This is a genomic window from Roseovarius sp. YIN77 (assembly GCF_057219155.1).
Map to the genome: position 1 here is coordinate 1 of NZ_JBXVVI010000029.1, position 20,503 is coordinate 20,503.

A 20,503-nucleotide genomic window follows, 5' to 3' on the forward strand; every position below is an offset into this window, starting at 1 on the left:
CCGGTTCGCACCAGCGCGACCATTTGATCCCTGAATTCCGCAGGGTACGGGTTCCTCGTTCTCGGCATGAAAAACATTCTCCTTCATCGATGAAAAAGTGTCCATCAAACCGGGGGAACTCCAATTAGCCCACAATATCACTGAACTTGCGATACAAATCCTCAGCCTCATCATACAGTATTGGATTATATTGCTCTGGCAATGACTGATCCTGATTCGAATGGAAGTAGCGTAAGAATTCCATTGCACCAGGGCGCAGGTCCAAAGCGGCGCACAAGCTCTCCATGCTGCTCTGAGGAGATGATCGAAGTGCATCTTGGAGAATAAAAATACAGTTTTCGCGATGCTTTAAAATCTGTCCAAAGACGTGAATCCAGTACTTCAGCCAGTAGTCTCCTGAGAAAAGGTCGTAACTGTTCGAAGTGACTTCGGGAAACAAAATGGGCTTATGAGTTAGACCGAATTCAAAATGTCCTATGTCGCGCATGTATCGACGTATGAAAGCGTCTTTTGCCTGCAGCTTGGTAAAGTTTTTATGTTGACGAAGCAACGAAGCAGCATGAGCACCGGGATGCCTAATCGGAACAACAATCCGACAACCGGGGAAAGTCTCAATCAAATATGGAATGCGAGCGATATTTGCATTGTTCTTAGAGCAATACCGCAACACTCCAGAAGAAGTATCGGAATTCTGGAAATGGCGTGCATGTATTACCTTAGTCATATGCCGAGTGAGAAATCGTTCTGCATCGGCATCCCTGTCGTCCGAATCCCATAGATGAACTCCGGCCTGTGCATACTTCTCGGGCCAAAATAGCTTCCAGATCACTTCTTCGAACGCTTCCGGACTGTTGAGATCAATCTGGAGGCCGTCTCCATGCGCGCGTTCACGGCGCTCGACACCGCGACTTCCGCCTCTGGAAAGATGATTCCAGAGGGTCGGCGCGGTCAGGAATGGCATGTCCTTGTAGGTTTGCGTTGCGATTCCAGGAATGTCGTAGAGCGCGTTCAAAAGAGCCGTCGTCCCCCCTCGGGCCAAAGATGTAATGAAGATTGGCGGGCCTGACGGCTCGAGGGTCGCACCAGGCATTATGCGATCCTCAATGGAAGAAATATTCTTTAGGACAGCAGGACTGGAAAACGCCAACATGTGAAAGAAACGATCCGCAGCGGAATAGCGATTCAGGTCGGCCGTTACTTCAACTCTTGAAGCTCGCCTGTGGCGAGCGAATGCAGACAGCAGCATACCAATAACTGTAACCAAGAGAATGTATTCCCAATGGAACATGAGGTCAAACACCACATCTCTTGAGGTGAGAGTAATCATATCAGCGAATAGAATTGGCGCGGCCGCCGCCAACAAGGCGGCGCCTAGGCGCCCTAAAATATTTAAGGCGGAAACAATTAATCCAAGGCCAGCGTTCCGCACTGCAACTTCCTTCGCAGCGTCATCGAGTTCGCTGTCCATCATCGCTGAGACGCCTACCATAACGGCTTTCAACGATTTGTTTGCAACCTGAATAACCGTAGACTTCCAAAATACATAAGCGAAGGCTGAGGTAGCAAGCAATGAGACTACAATCTCGGGGATCATTCAGATCCGTCTTTCACCTTATTTTTGGCCTTATTTCTCTTCAAGAGTCGTTTAGTCGGATACCACACCAGCCCCGCCAGCAGAAAAAGAATGCCAATACCTATGGTGATCGTCACAGCGATTGCGCCGAGCCCGGCGCCCGGGCCAATGTAGGCAAATGCAGTGTTCGGAAGGGCGGCAACTAGCAGGGCGGAAGCAAAGGTGATTTCTTTGCGGAGATTAAACGTCATTCTGGCATCCTTCGGTTTTCTCAACCAAATCCCACATCTGGTTGCTTCATTGATCACAGCTCTTCCACTCGACTTGAAAGTAGTCCGCCGGAAGGATCGCGGCATTGGTAATCTCACCTACGTTATCTTCATCGTAGAAATTAACATACTCCCAAACAATACGTCCGCTGCCGTCAACCTCGATGACACGCCCTGCATCGAATTCGGTGATTAGTAATCCGCTGTCGCCTATAATTTGATGCTGACCACGTATTACGGATAGCATTTCCTGTCCCGGCTGCTCACCGAAGATCACCTCAGTTTCTCGGCTCACCGGATCCACCACTATAATGTTTGTCGTGAACGGTGCGCTCAGGTCAACCATATTTTGCGTATACGCCGTCCCGTATGCATTGTTGTTGAAGATAGATATCCTACCATCAGGGCGGAACTCGGCATCATGTTGGCGTATCCATGGCCCAGTCTGGTGCCATTTTATAACCTTCGTTTCCGGGTCCAGTACAATTACCAAGTTCAACGTGCGCATGGAAACAGCGATATCGCCGACTTGGAACAGTGGGAATGCGTCAGCCATCGCTGCCGATAATTCTGTGGCTTGATTTGCGTGCACAATATCCGTCCGTTTGATGTGTTCCATACCAAATGGTTCGCCATTTGCAGTCAACAATGCACCGAGTCCGTTGTCTATTATGAGTTGGGGAATGGAGAATTCATTCAGAATCTTACCCTCCTCGCTCACCAGCATGATGGTATCCTCCAGTATCACTTCATCTGTTGCTGGACTGGAGAACGGAGGCAATCGGTTGGGGTATTCTCTCGCATGCCACGCGTCAGCACCCAATACCCAATATCCACCTTGTGCAGCTGGGACGAGGGAGTGGTGCGTTTTTCGGCCTATACCCCATTTTATGTCACCGCAATGGTCTAGTTTAACTGTGCCGCAGTATTCGTAATTGAAAACAACTTCTCCCTTAGGGGTCACATGCACGCCATGAGTATCCGCCAGTAGCGGTGTAAAAAGGTTACAAGCGCGTTCGTCTGGATCAGGGAAGTGCTCAAAGTAGTTAAGTGGCCATTTCTTTACCAGTGCACCATCCCTACTAATGATACGAATCTGGTTTTCGTCATCGAAAAAGCCAGCCATTAAAACAAGGGATTCTCTATCAGTCGTGGTGTTAATCATCACACCGTTACCTTGTCCTCTCGAAGGTTGCAAATGCTGGAGGCGTGGATTGATATTCAAATCGCCATTAACCAGTTGATAGGAGGCCCTAATTTGCGGGAGGGGAAACAAATTAGCTCGCTCAGCAAGAACGCCGTAACAAAAAGCACCCGCCAAACTAGAGAATGCAATACTAAAGAGAAATACAGCCCTACTAATCAATCATTAATTCCTTAAAGACACGTGATATTCCAATGAAAAGAATGGGTTCATTCTCATTATGCTGTATATTAAAAGCCTCAATGAAACAATTGATGACCTTTCGAAGCTTGTCAATTGTGAGACTTATCGAGCGGAAAGCATCCACTGTATTAAAGAGTGCTGCCAAAAGGACATGACGCTGTCCCTTATTGCACTTGAGCACTCTACGGCCGCTTTCACCTTCTGATCGCTCTCATAAAATTCTCAGACCAAACGCGTCACATGCCGATCCTTTTATTTGATAACCAGTTCAGCCTCCCCTATCTCAGCCTTTAATCTATCCGCTGAAAAATCCAGAAATGTCCTTACTTTCGGGGCAACGAGTTTGCTTTGGGGATAGACGAGTTGGATAGGCACAGCCGATGGCAAATAGGCGGCTCAGATACGAGCACATGGACATGGTCGCTCAACAGCACCCCGCGCTAGATGTCGACCTCGTTCTCCCGACACACCTAACGGCAGATGTCGCGACCCCGCAGACGCCAATCTCCAGTCAGAACTTTATAGCTATACTTGGTCGACCAGACGATGTGATAGCAATGATAGAAAACACAATGCTTGCCGGTGTCATACTGGAAGTCGAAAGGTTTGCACCAAAGCTTGGATGCTAAAACGGATTTAGTTTAATGATTTAAGCCCCAGATAAGCTAAGCGCTTCATGTCCCGAGCTGCGCGAGCGACACCTGACAGGATAAGGCCGGCAAAGATGGATAGCAAACCAATCAATCCAAGAGCAACACTGACAATCAATGTCGGTATCCGAGTGACCAAGCCAGTTTGCATATAGCCGTCCAACACTGGAATAAACATGAAAAGGGAAAATACCAGTGCCAGCGCGCTGAAGCTGCCAAAAACGAGTATCGGCCGCTCTAATATCAGAAGGGCGCACATAACTCGTACAACTCGTACGCCATCTGGGATTGTACGCAACTTACTGGATGAATCCGGTGTGCGTTCGGAATAGTGGGTATCGACTTCGGCGAAAGGCGCATCGATTTGTAGCATATGAATGGTCATCTCGGTTTCGATTTCAAATCCAGAGGTGCTAACTGGAAAGCTCTTGACGAAACGCTGTGACATAATTCGATAACCTGAGAGCATATCCTTCACGCCGTAACCAAACAGATGCACAACAAATTTTGTTAGCAAGCGATTGCCTATTTTGTGGCCTCGCCGATAAGCAGCGTTTGAGGTATGATTGCGTTTTCCAATTACGATATCCAATTGATCCCGCCTGAGCTGCTCGATCATACTTGGTGCAACCGAAGCATCATATGTGTTATCGCCGTCTACAATTACAAAAATGTCCGCGTCGACATCCCGAAACATACGCCGTACAACATGACCTTTTCCTTTGCATGGCTCAACCCGCACCACTGCGCCTGCCCGGCGGGCAATCTTAGCCGTCTCATCAGTTGAAGCGTTATCGTAAACATAAATCTTTGCGTCGGGTAAGAAGTTTCGAAAATCCGCCACTACTTTGCTGATCTCGGTCGCTTCGTTGTGACACGGGATGACCACAGCGATGCTTTCTTCGGCGTTATCCGTTGAACCAAGAAAGGGGTTGGGTTTTGCTTCGATGGTTTTTTCCACAAACGCTCTCGTTTCTAATGAATTCCCAACATCATTGACATTCAAACTTGAATTTCAACATGCATGGTTCGCCTGGATCAAAAAACTCGCTACCGTGTCAGTTAAGAAACAACCGTTTTAGTAATGCAGCACGCATATACCAATGCAGGCGCCATCCAGAGAACAGCTAACGACCCAACCCCTTAAAGAAACGTTTTAGCCGATTTTTTTTGTAGCCACTCGCGATTGAAGAAAACCAACTTCTAGCGATTTGACCGGTGTGGAAATCATGAATTATCAAATATTACAGATTGCTATCCGGTTCGACCTAGTACAATAATTAGAAGAACTTCCAAGATTTAAAATGCGGCACAACAAAAATACACTCATCCTGAACGGTCGCTTCTTGAATTGGCCTGCCATGGGCGTCGCCCGAGTAGCGATGGAACTGTCAGTAGCCCTATCAATACACTTGAAGGAAACCCAGTCGAAAACAGATTTGAAAATGGCCCTCCCTTCAGCGCCCATCGCTGGACAAAACGCAAAGGTCGATGAGCTCGTGGCGCTTGATAAAATCCACCCTTCAAGATTTTCAGGGCTATTGTGGGAACAACTAGAACTTCCTTGGAAACTGAATGGCGGTTGGTTACTTAGCCTTTGCAACGCGGGCCCGCTATGGAGCAGAAAACAAGTGATCATGATCCATGACGCTCAGGTCTTTACACAAAGTGCTTCATATACTTTGACTTTTCGCATGCTATATCGAATTCTTCTTCCTATTTTGGCACGGAGGAGTCAGGTACTCTTAACAGTATCTGAATATTCAAAAAATGAGCTTGAAGAATATGGGGTATTTCCAAAGGGGAAAGCAAAAGTATTGTACAATGGCGCGGATCACTTTGAATCAATCTCGGTTAATGAAAGTTTTCTCGAACTCCATAATCTCAAGAAAGGTCAGTATTTTTTAGCAATCGGATCACAGGCCCCATATAAAAATATCCAAATGCTGGTCAAAGCTTCTGACAGGCGTACGGACAAGTCCATGCCCTTGGTGATTTCGGGAAGCACCGGTATCGCCGTGTTCAAAGGCGACGTTGTTCCAGAAGGGAAAAACGTTCACTTTGTTGGCCGCACTACCGACGAAGAACTTAAGGCGCTCTACCAAAACGCCAGAGCTCTTGTTTTCCCCTCCCTGACAGAGGGCTTCGGTCTGCCGCCATTGGAAGCGATGTCCTGTGGCTGCCCCGTAATTGCAACAACAGGGGGTGCTGTTCCGGAAGTTTGCGGAGATGCAGCCCTTTATGCAGATCCATTGAACTCTCAGGAATGGATGGACGCCATGGACAAACTGTCTCACGATGATGCCTTGCGTGACGTCCTCGTGCAAAAGGGTAAGAAACAGTCCGGCAAATTTACATGGAAACGTTCCGCGGCAAAATTGGCAAAGCTTTTGGTGGATGAAACCACCTAACGGCAACACAGCCACCCTGCCCATTGTACAATTACAGAAACACCCTGCCATAATCAGGCTCTATACACCATCATTTCGCTGACGCAGTTCGGCAGTCCAGAACGGCACCTTCAGCTTCAACGATCGCTTCTTCCATTTCCTGCAAGAAACGCTTGCTCGAGAAGTTTGAGACAGAATTCACAACAGTCATGGGGTCGAAGGCAGTGGAATCAAACGTGTGTCTTAGCCTCCTAAACTGTACCACTATTTATGTGGTATCGGAGTGTCTAGCCCCTAGTTTCAATACCAGTAATTTGTGGTTTCTCTAATAAGGTTTCTGGGACCGGAGGACGCATGTTGAGGGCATGATGTGGTCTGATCTGGTTGTATTGTCTGAGCCACGTATTGATTGCGACTTGGGCTTGCCTTGTGCTGTGGAGCCACTCGGCGTTCAGAACCTCTCGCCTCAATGTTCCGTTGAATCTTTCACATCGATCTCGCGCAATAGCTTCAGCGCATCCTCATCCTTGGAAACCATCGTCTTAATGGACCAAGGGGCAATTATGCACTAACAATAAAACTAGATCACTCAAGTAGTGCGAACTAATCTTCCTAAAACGGGATGCTACCAGATCATGATAAACGCGTTACGTAAAATATTGGCCCTTTTTGGCATGCGGCAAAATCATTTTGATCAAAACCAAGTCTATGACGATTTGACTGAACAGATCATTTACCGCGTATTGAGACCAGAGGATCGCGGCGTAGACATCGGGTGCAACCGAGGCCTGATCCTCCAGACAATCCTGAAAGCCGCCCCATACGGTCCCCATATTGCGTTTGAACCCATCCCCGCGCTTGCAGAAAAACTACGAAAGCGGTTCCCAAAAGTAGACGTTATTCAAATGGCGGTATCGTGCGAAGTTGGCCAGGCGTCTTTCAATCATGTCATCAATGATGATAGATATAGTGGACTGAAGAAACGAACCTATGACCGCAGCAATCCAAAAATCAAACAGATCAGCGTAGACGTCACAACTCTATCGAACACTATCACTGACAACATTCCGATCAGATTTCTAAAAATTGACATCGAAGGTGGGGAGTATGACACGCTCGTTGGGGGGCGTGAATTGATCGCAACAGACAAACCAGTGATCGTTTTCGAGGCGGGTTTCAAATCATCTTCCCACTATGGCGTAGAACCCAAGGATTTTGAGCAGTTCTTCTCGGAACTGAATTATTCACTTTTTACACTTGAGCATTGGCTTAACGATGGCGCCGCCATTTCGCCGGGTGAATTTGCAGCCACTTGGGAGCACGAATTTTACTTTTTAGCAGAGCCCAATAATTAGACCGAGACCCCCAATGGCAGAGCACTATAGCGAAAAAGGCGACAAACCTCTGCGTTTCAGGGAATGTGTCAACACAGACATTAGCATTTTTGTTTTTCAGCGAGAGATTGGCCCGCAGACCGAGGCGGTGATCCGAAACCTTCAAAAACAAAGGGCTGTATCGGTTCAGTATTGCGCTCCTTGTTCACGCCAGAGAGGCAAAGCGGTCGAGATTTGGTCTCGGCCAATGCATGTCTTAATTTTCTGCGTGCGCGCATTCAATTTTTGTTTCGAATACATTTATCGACAGCTTCTGAAGACAAAGCCAAACGGGCTTTTCACTAGAATGGCATTCTCGATTCTCCGAACTCTGCGTCGGTCTGTTTCTACACACACGGCTCTTAAATATCTGGATCACTGGGCAATATCGGGTCCCGAGACTTTAAAAACAGCGGACTTGATTGTGCTTTCGGGCCCGCACTATAAGGACATCCAAGAGTTCGAAACAGCAAGGCTTTCAAACTGCACATTTCCAACAGTCGCGCTGCTAGACACATCTGAAAAGTCTAAAACGCACTGGCAGTCCGCACAACGGCACATCCTTGCTTTTGACGCAAGCGACGCACCCGAATACATCGCGAATATACTGTACGACCGAGTGAGCGACTCACCATCCGCGGATCAATCGCCGGATGTAGTCCTTGTAATGGCAGACGATTTTCTGCTGAGAGAGCCAGCCGGTAACGCGACGGTTCTTGACCGACAGTTGAAATACCTAACCGATCGTGGCGAATCGATCATTTTAGCGTATCTGACTGTTTCACAAGGAGCGTCAAGATCACAGTATTTTCGGGATATGTTGTTGCGTTACCCTTTAGCATCGGTGATTGAGGTCAATCTTCACGCCTACTCTGATCGCCGTGGCTATGACCCCTGGTTTGGAGCCTACGGCCTTGGAAACTTTGGCAAGTTTATGGATCGCTACCGTCACTTGACACCACATCCCGATCTTGTTTCCCTCGCCCGGAGGGGGCGGATTAAATACGCAATTGTCAACTACTGCTGGACGATGCAATTGATTGCCGCGTTGCCACGGTCCTTTCCGGTAATCTGCGAAACCCATGACATTCAGTCCCGGCAATGGGCTGTGCAATCGGGTAACGAAGTACACCCCGGAGATATTCGCGCTGAATTGGATCAACTTTCGACGGCAGATGCGCTGATCGCGATCAGTGAGAGCGATGCTGCCTTCCTGCGATCTGAACTGGAACCAAGCCGGGTTCACTACAACGTCGGCGGGTTTGAGATACGTGCTGATGCGGCAAAGCCCTCCACCCCCGCAACACTGCACGAAGCTTGGCGCGCCGCAGGTACGGCAACGCCGGTTTTCGCTGGAACTGAAAACCAGTCGTTCGATTTGCTTTTCGTCGGGCATAGTAATTTCCACAACGCAAAAGCACTGACTTGGCTGATTGACGATGTCATTCCCAGACTCCCGCACCCAAGGACCCTAGTTGTTGCTGGTGCGGTATCAAACATGGCATCTGTGCGGAAGTTCAAGGGTCGAGAATCCGTTCATTTTCTGGGGATCGTCGATGATCTGGCACCGCTGTATACAGGAAGCAAATTGGTGACAGTACCTTTGCAAAGCGGAGAAGGCACAAGCATAAAAACCGTCGAGGCCATGTCCTATGGCAAGGCGATTGTCACGACCAGCGTCGGTCTGCGCGGCTTGGGCGAGATCGATTACCCCCGGGCGGATACGACAGAGGCGTTCGCAAATTTACTGTGGCGGCTTTTGTCCGACCAAGCCTTCCGTCAAGAACTTGAAGCCAGGTCCTTAGTCATTGCGGCGAACTTTGGTGCAGACGGGTACTCCAAACGATTTGACGAGATCATTCAATCCGCAAAATCAGCTTTTTCCGCACGAGTTTCACAAATGTAATTGACACTCAGATACCTGGCACCGGTTTCGAAGTGTTTCCAGCAGGTTTCTTGGATGTCATTTTCCGCTAATCAGGTGCCGCAATGAGGATTCGGCATAAAATCGGGTGCCGGCCAGTCGATGGGGGCTATGGTTGGCCCACAGGATCTTGATGGCCTCGGATACGCTTGTCAGGTATCTTTTATCGGTCGCCCCCCCCCTGTAGTAATGCACCAGGGGCGTGCCTATCGTATTGAATTGCACGCCTTTGCACGCCATCTTCACCAATAAATCATAGTCGGCGGCCAACTTGTATTTGTCCGAATAACCGCCAAATTTGTGAAACATTTCCAAAGGTACAAATGTCGCCTGGTGGCTCAAGCTCATGTACGTTGTGATGAGGTCCGGTTGCGCTGTTTTCAGGATCGCGGCGCTGTCGTCGATCACGTACCAATCGCCACATAGCACTTCCCCCCCGCTGGAGTCGCCAATGTGGTCAAGCACAACAGCAATCGCTTTTTCGGTAAATAGGTCGCCGGCATTCATGAAGACCACGTATTCACCTGAACAAAGGGCTGCGCCCTTGTTCATTGCGTCATAGATCCCGCGATCGGGTTCAGAGATCAGGGTGGATATATGCGCGCGATGCGCGTCGATTGCCTCCTGCGTTCCGTCGGTCGAGGCTCCGTCAATGACGATCCACTCCACATCGGGTTCAAGCTGGGGTACAAGGCTCTGCGCCGTTCTCAGAAATCCTTCCCGGTCGTTCAGAATAACCGTGACAATGGAAAGCCGCACCCCGTTTTTCATATTTGAGCCGCCTTGCCGCGCTCCGACAAGGCAGCATCCGCAGTCCTAGAAGCCAAAGATTTATAAAGCGCGGCATATCTATTAGCTGTCACTGCGCTTGAATAAGTCTTGACTGCTACTTGTCTGCGGTGGTCCCGAACCTCGGGTCGCTCACATTCCAAGGCTCGCAGAATGGCCCGCGCAAGATCATCTGGATCTTCGGCGGTTGCCAATTCGCCTGTCTTGCCCGGATGCACCACGTCAGAAATCCCGCCCAGATCGAACGATACCAAGGGCAGGCCACAGGCCAACGCTTCAAGAAGCACATTGGGCAAGTTGTCGGACCGCGTTGGAAGAACAAACGCATCCGCTGCGTTATACGCAAATGACATCAACCGCTCGCTCTCGATCCGACCAATCGCAACGACCTCGCTCGGCAAACTTGCCGCCCGGCCGCCTATTGCCGCAAGAACCACCTTATTGTCTTCCGGAAGCCTTGCCAACGCGGCAAGCAGTAGATCAAAGCCCTTGCGGCGATTGTCGACATGGTCCGCAGCAAACATCAACACCGGGCGGTCCTGCGGAAGGCCAAATACTTCTCGGGCAGCCCAGCGGGCTCTAGGGCGAAATACATCTGTATCAACTCCATTCGGAATGATATCTACCTCAAAGCGGCCAAGTAATGAGCTACGCCGCGCCTCCTCTGCCAGCCACGAGCTGGGGGCAACAATACGGGTCGTTTCACAATCCAGAGTTGTTAACGCGGCCGCCTTACGCGCAAATATACGCCGCGTCAGATCAGCGTTTCGTGGCGAACCCAACAGCGGACATGCTCCATACAGAGCATGATACCGCTCGCATCCCATAGAGTAATGACACCCGCCGGTGAAAGGATTCATGTCGTGCAGCGTCCTGACCACCGGCTGTCCGTGTTGCAAGCGCGCGAAAAACCGACGCCAGTCGACCAGATTCGCCACCCAGTGTAAGTGTATCACATCGGTCGCGGGCAGGGACGTCAGAGGGTCGGGCCCTGGGACGCGGTCATCAGAAAAAAAATCAAGATCGACAGAAATCTGTCGCGCTGTCCTCTCCCGTTCCATGGCCAGCCGCACCGTATCCAGCATCCGCCATCCCCGCCTCCAGAATCCTTCAACCGCGGGAATCTCGGATACCGCCCAATCTCCTCCCGACTTGCGCCCCACGACCTTGCGGGATGTCACACCCGCCGCCCCAAGAGCCATATGGAGGCGGTAAGCCGCAAGAGCGGCACCACCTGCAGTGTCGGAATGTGATATATGTAGAACCGAGCTCATCTGCTACATTAAAAATTCCGCGTACACAGAATGCCCCTTGACCCTCCGGGCTCCGCCAAGCTGTAAGCTTGTCTTAATCAATGCGCCCAGCCCGGCCTTCAAAAAGAACTGACTCCCGGGAATTCTACCGAGCACGGCTTGGATCCACCAATCAAAGTGAATTGGCTCTAGCGGACTCTCATATATTGAAATTTTTCTTGCCCCAATAGATGAGCCTATCTTCTCAATCGACGAAGGCCGCCAGCGAGAAACGTGATGTGGGGGCAAATCAAGTATGTTAACACTCTTGGAAATGAAGCTGTCCGAGTTGGGAACAGCGAAGCATATCATGCCACCAGACCTGACCTTTTTTACCATATCGCGCAGCATACCGATGGGATCAACTACGTGTTCAAGCAACTGGAATGAATAAACGCGATCGAATTCGCTTTCATTGTCCAAAAGGAAATTTTGCAATATTTGCATTCGGACATCCAGGCCTGACTCGGATGCTCTTCCTGCAGCCATCGGATTCAATTCCAATCCAATCCCATCACAACCTGCGGCCCGCAATTTCTTCAAGAAAGCTCCTTGTCCACAACCGACTTCAAGCGCTCGAATAGGTTTGTCAATATTTGACAATGCCTGCCCATATTCCCACTTGTCATCAAGATAATACCATGGGAAGGCAATCAAAGCCTCATACAGGTTTGCATCACCCACAACTGGCGGATGAAATATTTCAAGGCCAGTTTTCGGATCCAGCTTGACCTCGATGTGATCTATGCCATCTAACAACGGGCTAACGTCGATGCCAAATTGACTTTGCCACCGCGAAACTATTTCGTGCACTGCGATCATTTCCCGCATCCTAAGAATTCGACATTTGTGGTCAAAGGCAGAAATCTAGCGGCTATGGCAAGCTTCGCCAGCTTAAAAAAGCAACGCGCATTTAACTCCATGCAACAAGAATGCCACAGCATTGAAAAACTACCATGTCGAGTTATATTCCTTTAGAAAGTTCACCACACAAAACCTCATACATCACTAACGAGATCATACCCAGCCGCTATGAGTTCTTTTCCGAACCTTTTTTCGAACTCCACAATGTTGCGTTTGGGTAGCTCATCGAGAAACGACCGTGAGACTCCACGTCGTATGAACATTTCGTCCTTCGGCCACAGAGAGTTATCCCACCCTAACCGTTTCTCCCTCGATTTCGAACTTGATAGTGATGTCCACTGAATTGTGTCTCGAATTCTCTCCGGCGATACGTCCAATTCTAGGAAGTTAGCAATATTCTGAAACTCAGACTCGCTGTCATCCAAAAGCCGTTCATATCGAATTTGTAATATATTGCACCCAAAAGGATTGGCGCGCCAGTGTACAAAATGCTGCGCCCAATTTTTGTAAAGCGGGTGCACCTCTGACAACAGGTCATCCATACTTCCACAGTATCCGAGAGCTCTCCGGTAATGAAAATATGAGACCAATACATCCCGGCCGTCGCGGATAAGATGAATAACCTTTTTGAAGTCCTCACGCGGCAAATAATGCGATTTGAAGCACATACTAGGACTGTGGCACTTTGACACCCTAGATGAGTGAAGATCAGGGATCAAATCCTGAACGATGGAATCAGGAGCAGCTGATACATCAACTCCATACTTAAGAGCACAGACAATATTTTTGCATCCAAGTATTGCCGCTCTTGGGAAACCCTGAGATTACTATATCTTGATGGCTTGCATTTACAAATTTCTCTATGTTGTACCTTTCAAATACGAACCTCTCTAAGGTTTCCTGCACAGCGTGTATTGGATTGAAGCCATTCATGTCGCGTTCACCCTTTCCCAATTGAGAAATGGATTGCAGACTCCGCGCCGGGATATGGAAGAAATTCCATCTATGTGAGATGCCAGCAATTTAAATGATATACAATCTTCAGCATACCTAAAGTTCAAGTAATTTGGTATGCCAACATTTATCGAAATGTGATACTCTCCAGATCCAAGAAATCTTGCAGGGATGCCGCAATTTGAAGTGTATTTGCCGGGCTTGACTGTTCGCTTTGTCGCTGCGCTATCTGTATCGTATGCTTCGAATATATCTTCTCCGTTATTGGCGCGGAGTATAAATCCAACTCTTAGGTTGTGAACTTCCTGTAATACATCGAAGCCTAATGTCAGCTTGACTTTTTCAGGATCGGAAAGGTCTACCTTCGCGGTTCCGAGGCGGACTAATTTCTGTCCTTTCTTCTGATTTGCACCAAGATCAAACTCATGTCCAACTCCGGATTTCAACATGTACGTAGAGATAATGTGCCGTGTATTCCCTTCCGCTATTGCTACGCCATCTTGTATAAGGATTGCTTTAGAACATAGCGCCTGCACTGCCGCCAAATTATGACTGACGAACAGGATTGTTCTGCCACCTCCTGAGACTTCCTTCATCTTGCCCAGACACTTTTTCTGGAACTCGGCATCGCCGACTGCCAGCACCTCATCCACCACGAGGATTTCAGGCTCAAGATGCGCTGCGATCGAAAAGGCGAGACGCACGTACATACCACTTGAGTAGCGTTTTACCGGTGTATCTAGGAAGCGCTCAATACCGGCAAAGTCCACAATCTCTTCGAATTTACGACGGATCTCCGCACGGGTCATGCCAAGGATCGATCCGTTCAGATATATATTTTCGCGACCGGTCAATTCGGGATGGAACCCGGTGCCTACTTCAAGCAGGCTGGCCACTCGGCCGTCAATAACGACACGCCCAGCAGATGGCTCGGTGATACGTGACAGCACCTTGAGAAGTGTCGATTTGCCTGCGCCATTGCGGCCAATTATGCCAACGACCTCTCCCTTTCGAATGTTGAAATTAACGTCGCGCAGCGCCCAGAACTCCTCCAGGCAATCGCCTGGAACAATGGCCTTGCCCCGAGCCATGCTGCGCGCAGATCGCCAAAGCTCTTGGGCCTGCCGCTCCATGACTTCGCGTAGTGTCGTGTAGCTTTCTTGGCCGGTTTTGTGGCCAATCATGTAACTCTTGCCAAGGCCTTCGGCGCGGATGGCGACATCGTTCATCAGATTAGGTCCGCAAAGCTGCGCTCCGCCCGACGGAAAGTGCGGATGCCCAACCACATTAAAAATCCAGCAACCGAGACGCTTGTCATGAAACTGGGCCAGTGGAATTGGCTTTCACCAGCCAGCAGGCACCAGCGGAATCCATCAATGACGCCAACAACGGGATTCAATCCGTAGATCAGTCGCCAACCGTCCGAGATAACCGAACTGGAAAATCCGACGGGCGAGATGTAAAGCCCGAACTGAACTAGAAACGGCACAGTATACCGAAAATCGCGATATTTCACATTCAACGAACATAGAATTAACGCCGGGCCTAATGCTGTCACAAGGGCGAGAAATACGAAAAACGGAAGCGTCAGGATGCGTAGGTCGGGTAGATGGGCGTGCCAGATCATTATTCCGGCTAGAATTACAAAGCTGATCAGAAAATCCACCAGCGCCACAACGGCAGTCGCGCTTGGTAAGATCATGCGCGGAAAATAAATCTTTCCAACCAGCGCGCTATTCAAGATCAGGCTGCCGGAGGCATCCGACAAAATACTGGAGATAAGAAACCATGGCAGCATTCCGGCAAAGACCATCACTGCATAGGGTGTGCTGCCGTCGGACGGCAACTGCGCAACTTTCCCGAAGACTACAGTGAAGACAACCATGGTCAAGAATGGTCGGATTAGCGCCCATGAAAATCCGATCGCCGTTTGTTTGTAGCGAACAGCGATATCACGCCAGGCAAGGATTGCGAATAATTCGCGGTAGTGCCACAATTCCTGCCAATACTGCGCTTCTGAGCGCCCCGGTTCAAGAACGATACGGCGGGAAACAAGCGGTTCGGTGATATTTGTCATTATTATCAGACAGCCACTCTTTGTTTCAACGTTCCGACCTTTCTCGACACAAGCTCACCCGTTCGCCCCACATTGGATCAATTTCAAGGCAGAGAGGCACCCTACGAAGCCTCAGATTGTGGGCAAGGATAGTTTAAGCAACAACCTTTCACTGCTGCAACAGAAAACCACTGTTCATAGCACGTTCTGAAGAGTAACTCCATCATGTTAGACTAAATCTGCCTGAGGTAAGATGAACGCTTTCGTAACATTCATCTGCGAACAGACGCTCCCCGCTTCGAACCAATCTATACTGCAATTACAATCAGATCTGAAGGAGATTATCGGTCGAGACCGTGGCATTATCCCGTTTTATTTCCGGTTTCTTTCGAGCCATGTTTGCTATGAAGACTATTCCCTCAAGTAATGAAGTAGCCTAGGGTGGACGTGGAAATCTTTCGGCCGACATATTTGGTGGCTAAGGCATCCTAAGTTTAAGAGCTGAGAATATTCTCGAACTACCAGATCAGCAATTCACCATCCGGATCAAAGCCAGCAAAAATGAAAAATTGAAACCATATAGGCAACAATGACAAAACGCGCGCTCATTACCGGAATCACAGGGCAGGATGGCTCTTATCTAGCAGAATTCTTGTTAGAAAAAGGTTATGAAGTTCACGGAATCAAACGACGTGCTTCCTCGTTCAACACGCAGCGCGTTGATCATATTTACGAAGACCCGCACACTGATCACGCGAAATTTATACTTCACTATGGTGACCTGACGGATAGTTCCAATCTCACTCGGATAATCCAAAATGTTCAGCCTGATGAAGTCTACAACCTCGGAGCCCAAAGCCATGTTGCCGTAAGTTTCGAGGCCCCTGAATATACGGCAGACGTGGATGCCATGGGAACGTTACGCCTATTGGAAGCGATAAGGTTCCTCGGCTTGGAAAATAAAACACGCTTCTATCAAGCGTCTACATCTGAGCTTTATGGGTTGGTGAAAGAAACTCCGCAGAGGGAAACCACTCCTTTCCACCCGCGCAGCCCTTACGCGGTCGCCAAGCTCTATTCCTACTGGATTACCGTAAATTATCGAGAAGCTTATGAAATGTACACATGCAACGGTATTTTGTTTAACCACGAAAGCCCCCGACGCGGAGAGACATTCGTCACGCGTAAAATCACGCGTGGCCTAGCCAACATTGCACAAGGCCTAGAGGATTGCCTCTACATGGGTAATATCGATGCTTTACGGGACTGGGGCCATGCTAAAGACTATGTCCGAGTGCAGTGGATGATGCTTCAACAGGACCAGCCTGAGGATTTCGTGATTGCGACTGGATTTCAGCACTCAGTACGTCAATTCATCGAGTGGTCAGCAACAGAGCTTGGTGTCTCCTTGGAGTTTTCAGGTGAAGGAACAAAGGAGATTGCAACCGTTGCTGCCATTGAGGGGGACAAGGCACCAGCTCTGAATCCCGGGGATGTCATAATGCGTATCGATCCGCACTATTTCCGTCCCGCTGAAGTTGAGGCTTTGTTGGGAGATCCGTCCAAAGCCAAATCGATACTTGGCTGGGAGCCAAAAATTACAGTTCAGGAAATGTGCGCTGAAATGGTGTCCAAAGACCTCAAAACCGCACAACGCCATGCTCTTCTAAAGGAGCATGGCATGGACTTGCCGGTTTCAACTGAGAACTAAATGAAAATTTTTGTTGCAGGGCATAGGGGTATGGTTGGCGGTGCAATAATGCGCCAGCTACAAGCCCGTAAGAACGCTGGTGGGGATATTAGCCTTATCATCCGGAGCAGTTCAGAGCTTAATCTAACGGACCAGCAAGCTGTCCGCGACTTCATGCAATCAGAGCGACCGGATCAAGTAATCTTGGCGGCTGCCAAGGTGGGTGGCATCGTCGCCAATAATACCAACCCCGCACAGTTCATCTATGAAAACCTGATGATCGAAGCAAACGTGATACACCAATCATATGAATCCGGGGTCACAAAGCTTTTGCAACTCGGATCTTCCTGTATCTACCCCAAACTGGTGGAGCAACCAATGCGTGAGGATGCTCTATTGACGGGCAGACTCGAATCCACGAACGAGCCTTACGCAATCGCGAAAATAGCCGGGATTAAACTTTGTGAAAGCTATAACCGGCAGTATGGAACAGACTGCCGTTCTGTCATGCCAACGAACCTTTACGGACCTGGAGACAACTTTCAACCCGAAAACAGCCATGTTCTGCCCGCGCTGATCCGTCGCTTCCACGAAGCCGCCCAAAATGGCGTCACTGAAGTTGTCATTTGGGGAACCGGTACTCCTATGCGCGAGTTCTTACATGTGGATGACATGGCGGCGGCTTCACTCTTTGTAATGGACCTCGATGTGGATTCATATAGTCGCGAAACACAGGACATGCTTAGCCATATTAATGTGGATTCTGGCACCGATGTCACCATTCGTGAACTGGCCGAAATCGTTGCGCGTGTTACAGGGTTCAAAGGTCGTCTAGTCTTTGATAACTCCAAACCTGATGGCACGCCGCGGAAACTGATGGATGTTACTCGTTTGGCGCGCCTTGGGTGGAGCCATTCGATCCCACTAGAAGACGGCATTCAAGGAACCTATGAATGGTTTTTGAAGCAAAGCGCCAAAGACCTGCGCAAAAATTGATTTTAGGGAATTTTCGATGATTACTCCTGTTCTTCTCTGTGGCGGCTCCGGCACACGACTTTGGCCTCTATCACGCAAAAGTTATCCTAAGCAGTTTTCACCGCTAACCGGCGAAACATCATTGTTTCAGGCCTCCGCACAAAGACTATCTGGCAATAGGTTTGCAGCCCCACTGGTCCTCACAAATTCTGACTTCCGCTTCATCGTTTCCGAGCAACTGACCGAGATTGGCATCGACCCAGGTGCCATCATGATTGAACCCGAAGGACGCAACACAGCACCGGCCATTTTGGCTGCTGCGATCTGGTTGGAACGAAATAATCCGGACGCTCTCATGCTGGTTGCACCTTCCGATCACGTTGTCTCTGACCCCCACACGTTCCGATCTGCAGTCGAAGCTGGAACCGAAGCCGCTCAATTCGGGCAACTCGTGACCTTCGGCATTACCCCAACCCATCCAGAAACCGGTTACGGCTATCTGGAGCTCAATGGAGAGATAAACGGAACATCGCCCGTGGTACTCAAGCGCTTTGTAGAAAAGCCAGACGCTGCTAAGGCCGAAGCCATGCTAGCTGACGATCGATACCTTTGGAATTCCGGTATCTTTCTATTTTCGGTCAAAACCATCCTCAAAGCGTTCCGCAGCCATGCGCCCGATTTGATCTCCCCAGTGATATCCGCTGTCGAACACGGCAAATTCGACCTGGACTTTTTTCGCCTGGATCCCACAGCCTGGGCTGGGGCCGAAAATATCTCGATCGATTATGCCGTGATGGAGCGGGCCGATAATCTCTCTGTCGTACCTTACTCATCAGGTTGGTCGGACCTAGGGGGCTGGGATGCCGTTTGGCGAGAAGGAGCGCGCGACGAACGCGGTGTTGGCACGGCCGGTAATGCGACAGCTATTGATTGCGACGACACACTGCTACGCTCCGAAGACAACTCCCTTGAAGTTATAGGCATTGGCCTCAAAAATATTATCACTGTCGCGATGCCCGACGCTGTGCTTGTCGCAGATGCAAACCGCGCTCAGGATGTCAAACACGCCGTGGGTGCACTGAAGGAAAAGCAGTCCAAGCAAGCGGAAACCTTTCCCAAAGACCACCGCCCTTGGGGCTGGTTCGAAAGCTTGGCAATCGGTGACCGGTTTCAAGTAAAACGCATTGTGGTACATCCAGGTGCAGCACTGAGCCTGCAAAGCCACCATCACCGCGCGGAACATTGGATCGTGGTTGAAGGCACCGCCAAGATCACGATCGATGATGAAGTGAAACTGGTTAGCGAAAACCAGTCAGTCTACATCCCCCTTGGAGCCGTTCATCGGATGGAAAACCCAGGCAAACTCCCGATGGTATTGATTGAAGTCCAGACCGGCTCCTATCTCGGCGAAGATGACATCATCCGATATGAGGACATTTATGCTCGCGACTGAGCGCGGTCGATTAGCGACCTAAATCTACAGAATGTACTCGGCCATTTCCAGAAAGCGCGTCAAGATATTCACGGACTTCCCCCCTGCCCTCTTGATTACCGCGGCATCGAACCCAGCACAGAGAATAAATTGCGGCATCTCTCCTCCTTGATTGAACTTGAACGTTTTAAGCCAATCTCTTTAGCTAAATTTGAAGTTGTATGGCCAACTCGGTGTAGCTTCCAGCGGCTGGAGATCCGTCAATCGGAATCAATTATTGCTTGAGTGCCCAATATCCGTCGCTTTTTTTATCTTCCTCTTTCCTTCGACCCTCTTTCTACTCCCACACATTGTGTTCAGCCATTTCCAGATATCGCGTCAGAACATTCACCGATTTCCATCCCCCTGCCCTCATGATCGCAGCAGTATCAAAACCAGCACGTAACAAATCCTGAGCCGCCCCGACGCGAAGCGAATGGCCGCTGAAACCATCGATCTCATCAGAATTTAGTCCAGCACTTTTCGCGGAGGTTTTTATCAGGTTTTTTACCGTCGTTGTGCTCAAGCTGCGTTGAAGCGCTTTGCCGTGATAGATGGGACAAAAGAGGTAGGTGATATGCGGCCCGCGCCATTCTAGCCAGTCACGAACGAGGCTTGCGGTACATACAGAAGTGAATGCAATCCGCCCCTGACCGAATGGATCAGCCTTGCTTCGGCGAATGATCACCCTCAATGTCCCGTCATCGCGGAATTCTATATCTGGAGTCCCCCCGGTTTGAAGGACGGTTATGGGCTTAGAGATTCCAGCCCTTCAGCGGCGGTCCTTTCGTAGTTGATGGGTGACTTATACCCCAATGCCGAGTGTCGGCGAGAGGGGTTGTACCA

The 20,503-nt window shown here is 49.5% G+C and carries 18 protein-coding genes and 1 pseudogene; 6 read left to right on the forward strand and 13 right to left on the reverse strand.

The window, feature by feature from the left end:
• Positions 1 to 124: 124 nt before the first annotated feature.
• From AC2D8P_RS15700 to AC2D8P_RS15720, 5 genes and pseudogenes are all read right to left on the reverse strand, one after another.
• Positions 125 to 1,594, reverse strand: a complete 1,470-nt coding sequence (locus tag AC2D8P_RS15700; protein ID WP_484703749.1) for a sulfotransferase — start codon at positions 1,592 to 1,594, stop codon at positions 125 to 127.
• Positions 1,591 to 1,824: a hypothetical protein gene (locus tag AC2D8P_RS15705; protein WP_484703750.1), complete on the reverse strand. Its 234-nt coding sequence runs from the start codon at positions 1,822 to 1,824 to the stop codon at positions 1,591 to 1,593. Before AC2D8P_RS15705 ends, AC2D8P_RS15700 begins: the two co-directional genes overlap by 4 nt.
• Positions 1,825 to 1,870: 46 nt before the next feature.
• Positions 1,871 to 3,208: an arylsulfotransferase family protein gene (locus tag AC2D8P_RS15710; RefSeq protein WP_484703751.1), complete on the reverse strand. Its 1,338-nt coding sequence runs from the start codon at positions 3,206 to 3,208 to the stop codon at positions 1,871 to 1,873.
• 383 nt (positions 3,209 to 3,591) lie between these two features.
• A pseudogene (locus tag AC2D8P_RS15715) lies at positions 3,592 to 3,777 on the reverse strand (IS200/IS605 family transposase); the annotation flags it as partial.
• 88 nt (positions 3,778 to 3,865) lie between these two features.
• On the reverse strand, positions 3,866 to 4,840 hold the full coding sequence (locus AC2D8P_RS15720; protein WP_484703752.1) for a glycosyltransferase family 2 protein: 975 nt from the start codon (positions 4,838 to 4,840) through the stop codon (positions 3,866 to 3,868).
• A gap of 343 nt (positions 4,841 to 5,183) precedes the next feature.
• Between AC2D8P_RS15720 and AC2D8P_RS15725 the strand changes: the two genes are divergently transcribed.
• On the forward strand, positions 5,184 to 6,290 hold the full coding sequence (locus AC2D8P_RS15725; protein WP_484703753.1) for a glycosyltransferase family 4 protein: 1,107 nt from the start codon (positions 5,184 to 5,186) through the stop codon (positions 6,288 to 6,290).
• Between the two features lie 266 nt (positions 6,291 to 6,556).
• Here AC2D8P_RS15725 and AC2D8P_RS15730 read toward each other — a convergent pair whose 3' ends face one another.
• The gene (locus AC2D8P_RS15730; RefSeq protein ID WP_484703766.1) at positions 6,557 to 6,775 is read right to left on the reverse strand and encodes an integrase core domain-containing protein; all 219 of its coding nucleotides are present in this window, start codon (positions 6,773 to 6,775) and stop codon (positions 6,557 to 6,559) included.
• A 129-nt stretch (positions 6,776 to 6,904) separates the two neighbouring features.
• Between AC2D8P_RS15730 and AC2D8P_RS15735 the strand changes: the two genes are divergently transcribed.
• Together AC2D8P_RS15735 and AC2D8P_RS15740 are read left to right on the forward strand one after the other, a co-directional pair.
• The gene (locus AC2D8P_RS15735) at positions 6,905 to 7,624 is read left to right on the forward strand and encodes an FkbM family methyltransferase (protein ID WP_484703754.1); all 720 of its coding nucleotides are present in this window, start codon (positions 6,905 to 6,907) and stop codon (positions 7,622 to 7,624) included.
• Positions 7,625 to 7,637: 13 nt separating this feature from the next.
• Positions 7,638 to 9,548: a glycosyltransferase gene (locus AC2D8P_RS15740; RefSeq protein ID WP_484703755.1), complete on the forward strand. Its 1,911-nt coding sequence runs from the start codon at positions 7,638 to 7,640 to the stop codon at positions 9,546 to 9,548.
• Between the two features lie 57 nt (positions 9,549 to 9,605).
• On the opposite strand, the gene AC2D8P_RS15745 is transcribed toward AC2D8P_RS15740, so the two are convergent.
• The 6 genes from AC2D8P_RS15745 to AC2D8P_RS15770 form a co-directional block, all read right to left on the reverse strand.
• Entirely contained in the window at positions 9,606 to 10,337 is a 732-nt protein-coding gene (locus AC2D8P_RS15745; protein WP_484703756.1) for a glycosyltransferase family 2 protein, read from the reverse strand.
• The gene (locus AC2D8P_RS15750; RefSeq protein WP_484703757.1) at positions 10,334 to 11,440 is read right to left on the reverse strand and encodes a glycosyltransferase; all 1,107 of its coding nucleotides are present in this window, start codon (positions 11,438 to 11,440) and stop codon (positions 10,334 to 10,336) included. The genes AC2D8P_RS15745 and AC2D8P_RS15750 overlap by 4 nt, the downstream gene beginning before the upstream one ends.
• A 192-nt stretch (positions 11,441 to 11,632) precedes the next feature.
• Positions 11,633 to 12,469, reverse strand: a complete 837-nt coding sequence (locus AC2D8P_RS15755; protein ID WP_484703758.1) for a class I SAM-dependent methyltransferase — start codon at positions 12,467 to 12,469, stop codon at positions 11,633 to 11,635.
• 176 nt (positions 12,470 to 12,645) lie between these two features.
• The gene (locus AC2D8P_RS15760) at positions 12,646 to 13,230 is read right to left on the reverse strand and encodes a sulfotransferase domain-containing protein (protein ID WP_484703759.1); all 585 of its coding nucleotides are present in this window, start codon (positions 13,228 to 13,230) and stop codon (positions 12,646 to 12,648) included.
• 210 nt (positions 13,231 to 13,440) lie between these two features.
• On the reverse strand, positions 13,441 to 14,694 hold the full coding sequence (locus AC2D8P_RS15765; protein ID WP_484703760.1) for an ABC transporter ATP-binding protein: 1,254 nt from the start codon (positions 14,692 to 14,694) through the stop codon (positions 13,441 to 13,443).
• Positions 14,694 to 15,542, reverse strand: a complete 849-nt coding sequence (locus AC2D8P_RS15770) for an ABC transporter permease (RefSeq protein ID WP_484703761.1) — start codon at positions 15,540 to 15,542, stop codon at positions 14,694 to 14,696. Before AC2D8P_RS15770 ends, AC2D8P_RS15765 begins: the two co-directional genes overlap by 1 nt.
• A gap of 568 nt (positions 15,543 to 16,110) precedes the next feature.
• Here AC2D8P_RS15770 and gmd point away from each other — a divergent pair.
• Genes gmd through AC2D8P_RS15785 form a run of 3 tightly spaced genes read left to right on the forward strand, consistent with a single transcriptional unit; the run spans position 16,111 to position 19,639 of the window.
• The gene (gmd, locus tag AC2D8P_RS15775) at positions 16,111 to 17,232 is read left to right on the forward strand and encodes a GDP-mannose 4,6-dehydratase (protein ID WP_484703762.1); all 1,122 of its coding nucleotides are present in this window, start codon (positions 16,111 to 16,113) and stop codon (positions 17,230 to 17,232) included.
• Positions 17,233 to 18,207, forward strand: coding sequence for a GDP-L-fucose synthase (gene fcl, locus AC2D8P_RS15780; RefSeq protein WP_484703763.1), 975 nt, complete (start codon positions 17,233 to 17,235; stop codon positions 18,205 to 18,207).
• Positions 18,208 to 18,223: 16 nt separating this feature from the next.
• Positions 18,224 to 19,639, forward strand: coding sequence for a mannose-1-phosphate guanylyltransferase/mannose-6-phosphate isomerase (locus tag AC2D8P_RS15785; protein ID WP_484703764.1), 1,416 nt, complete (start codon positions 18,224 to 18,226; stop codon positions 19,637 to 19,639).
• 316 nt (positions 19,640 to 19,955) lie between these two features.
• Here AC2D8P_RS15785 and AC2D8P_RS15790 read toward each other — a convergent pair whose 3' ends face one another.
• Positions 19,956 to 20,345, reverse strand: coding sequence for a tyrosine-type recombinase/integrase (locus AC2D8P_RS15790; RefSeq protein ID WP_484703765.1), 390 nt, complete (start codon positions 20,343 to 20,345; stop codon positions 19,956 to 19,958).
• Positions 20,346 to 20,503: the final 158 nt, after the last annotated feature.

Excerpts from the sequence above, each read along its gene's own strand:
- AC2D8P_RS15725 (WP_484703753.1), top strand. The coding sequence starts at position 5,184 with ATGCGGCACAACAAAAATACACTCATCCTGAACGGTCGCTTCTTGAAT.
- gmd (WP_484703762.1), top strand. The coding sequence starts at position 16,111 with ATGACAAAACGCGCGCTCATTACCGGAATCACAGGGCAGGATGGCTCT.
- AC2D8P_RS15735 (WP_484703754.1), top strand. The coding sequence starts at position 6,905 with ATGATAAACGCGTTACGTAAAATATTGGCCCTTTTTGGCATGCGGCAA.
- AC2D8P_RS15785 (WP_484703764.1), top strand. The coding sequence starts at position 18,224 with ATGATTACTCCTGTTCTTCTCTGTGGCGGCTCCGGCACACGACTTTGG.
- AC2D8P_RS15700 (WP_484703749.1), bottom strand. The coding sequence starts at position 1,594 with ATGATCCCCGAGATTGTAGTCTCATTGCTTGCTACCTCAGCCTTCGCT.
- AC2D8P_RS15765 (WP_484703760.1), bottom strand. The coding sequence starts at position 14,694 with ATGAACGATGTCGCCATCCGCGCCGAAGGCCTTGGCAAGAGTTACATG.
- AC2D8P_RS15705 (WP_484703750.1), bottom strand. The coding sequence starts at position 1,824 with ATGACGTTTAATCTCCGCAAAGAAATCACCTTTGCTTCCGCCCTGCTA.
- AC2D8P_RS15740 (WP_484703755.1), top strand. The coding sequence starts at position 7,638 with ATGGCAGAGCACTATAGCGAAAAAGGCGACAAACCTCTGCGTTTCAGG.
- AC2D8P_RS15770 (WP_484703761.1), bottom strand. The coding sequence starts at position 15,542 with ATGACAAATATCACCGAACCGCTTGTTTCCCGCCGTATCGTTCTTGAA.
- fcl (WP_484703763.1), top strand. The coding sequence starts at position 17,233 with ATGAAAATTTTTGTTGCAGGGCATAGGGGTATGGTTGGCGGTGCAATA.
- AC2D8P_RS15750 (WP_484703757.1), bottom strand. The coding sequence starts at position 11,440 with ATGCTGGATACGGTGCGGCTGGCCATGGAACGGGAGAGGACAGCGCGA.
- AC2D8P_RS15755 (WP_484703758.1), bottom strand. The coding sequence starts at position 12,469 with ATGATCGCAGTGCACGAAATAGTTTCGCGGTGGCAAAGTCAATTTGGC.
- AC2D8P_RS15745 (WP_484703756.1), bottom strand. The coding sequence starts at position 10,337 with ATGAAAAACGGGGTGCGGCTTTCCATTGTCACGGTTATTCTGAACGAC.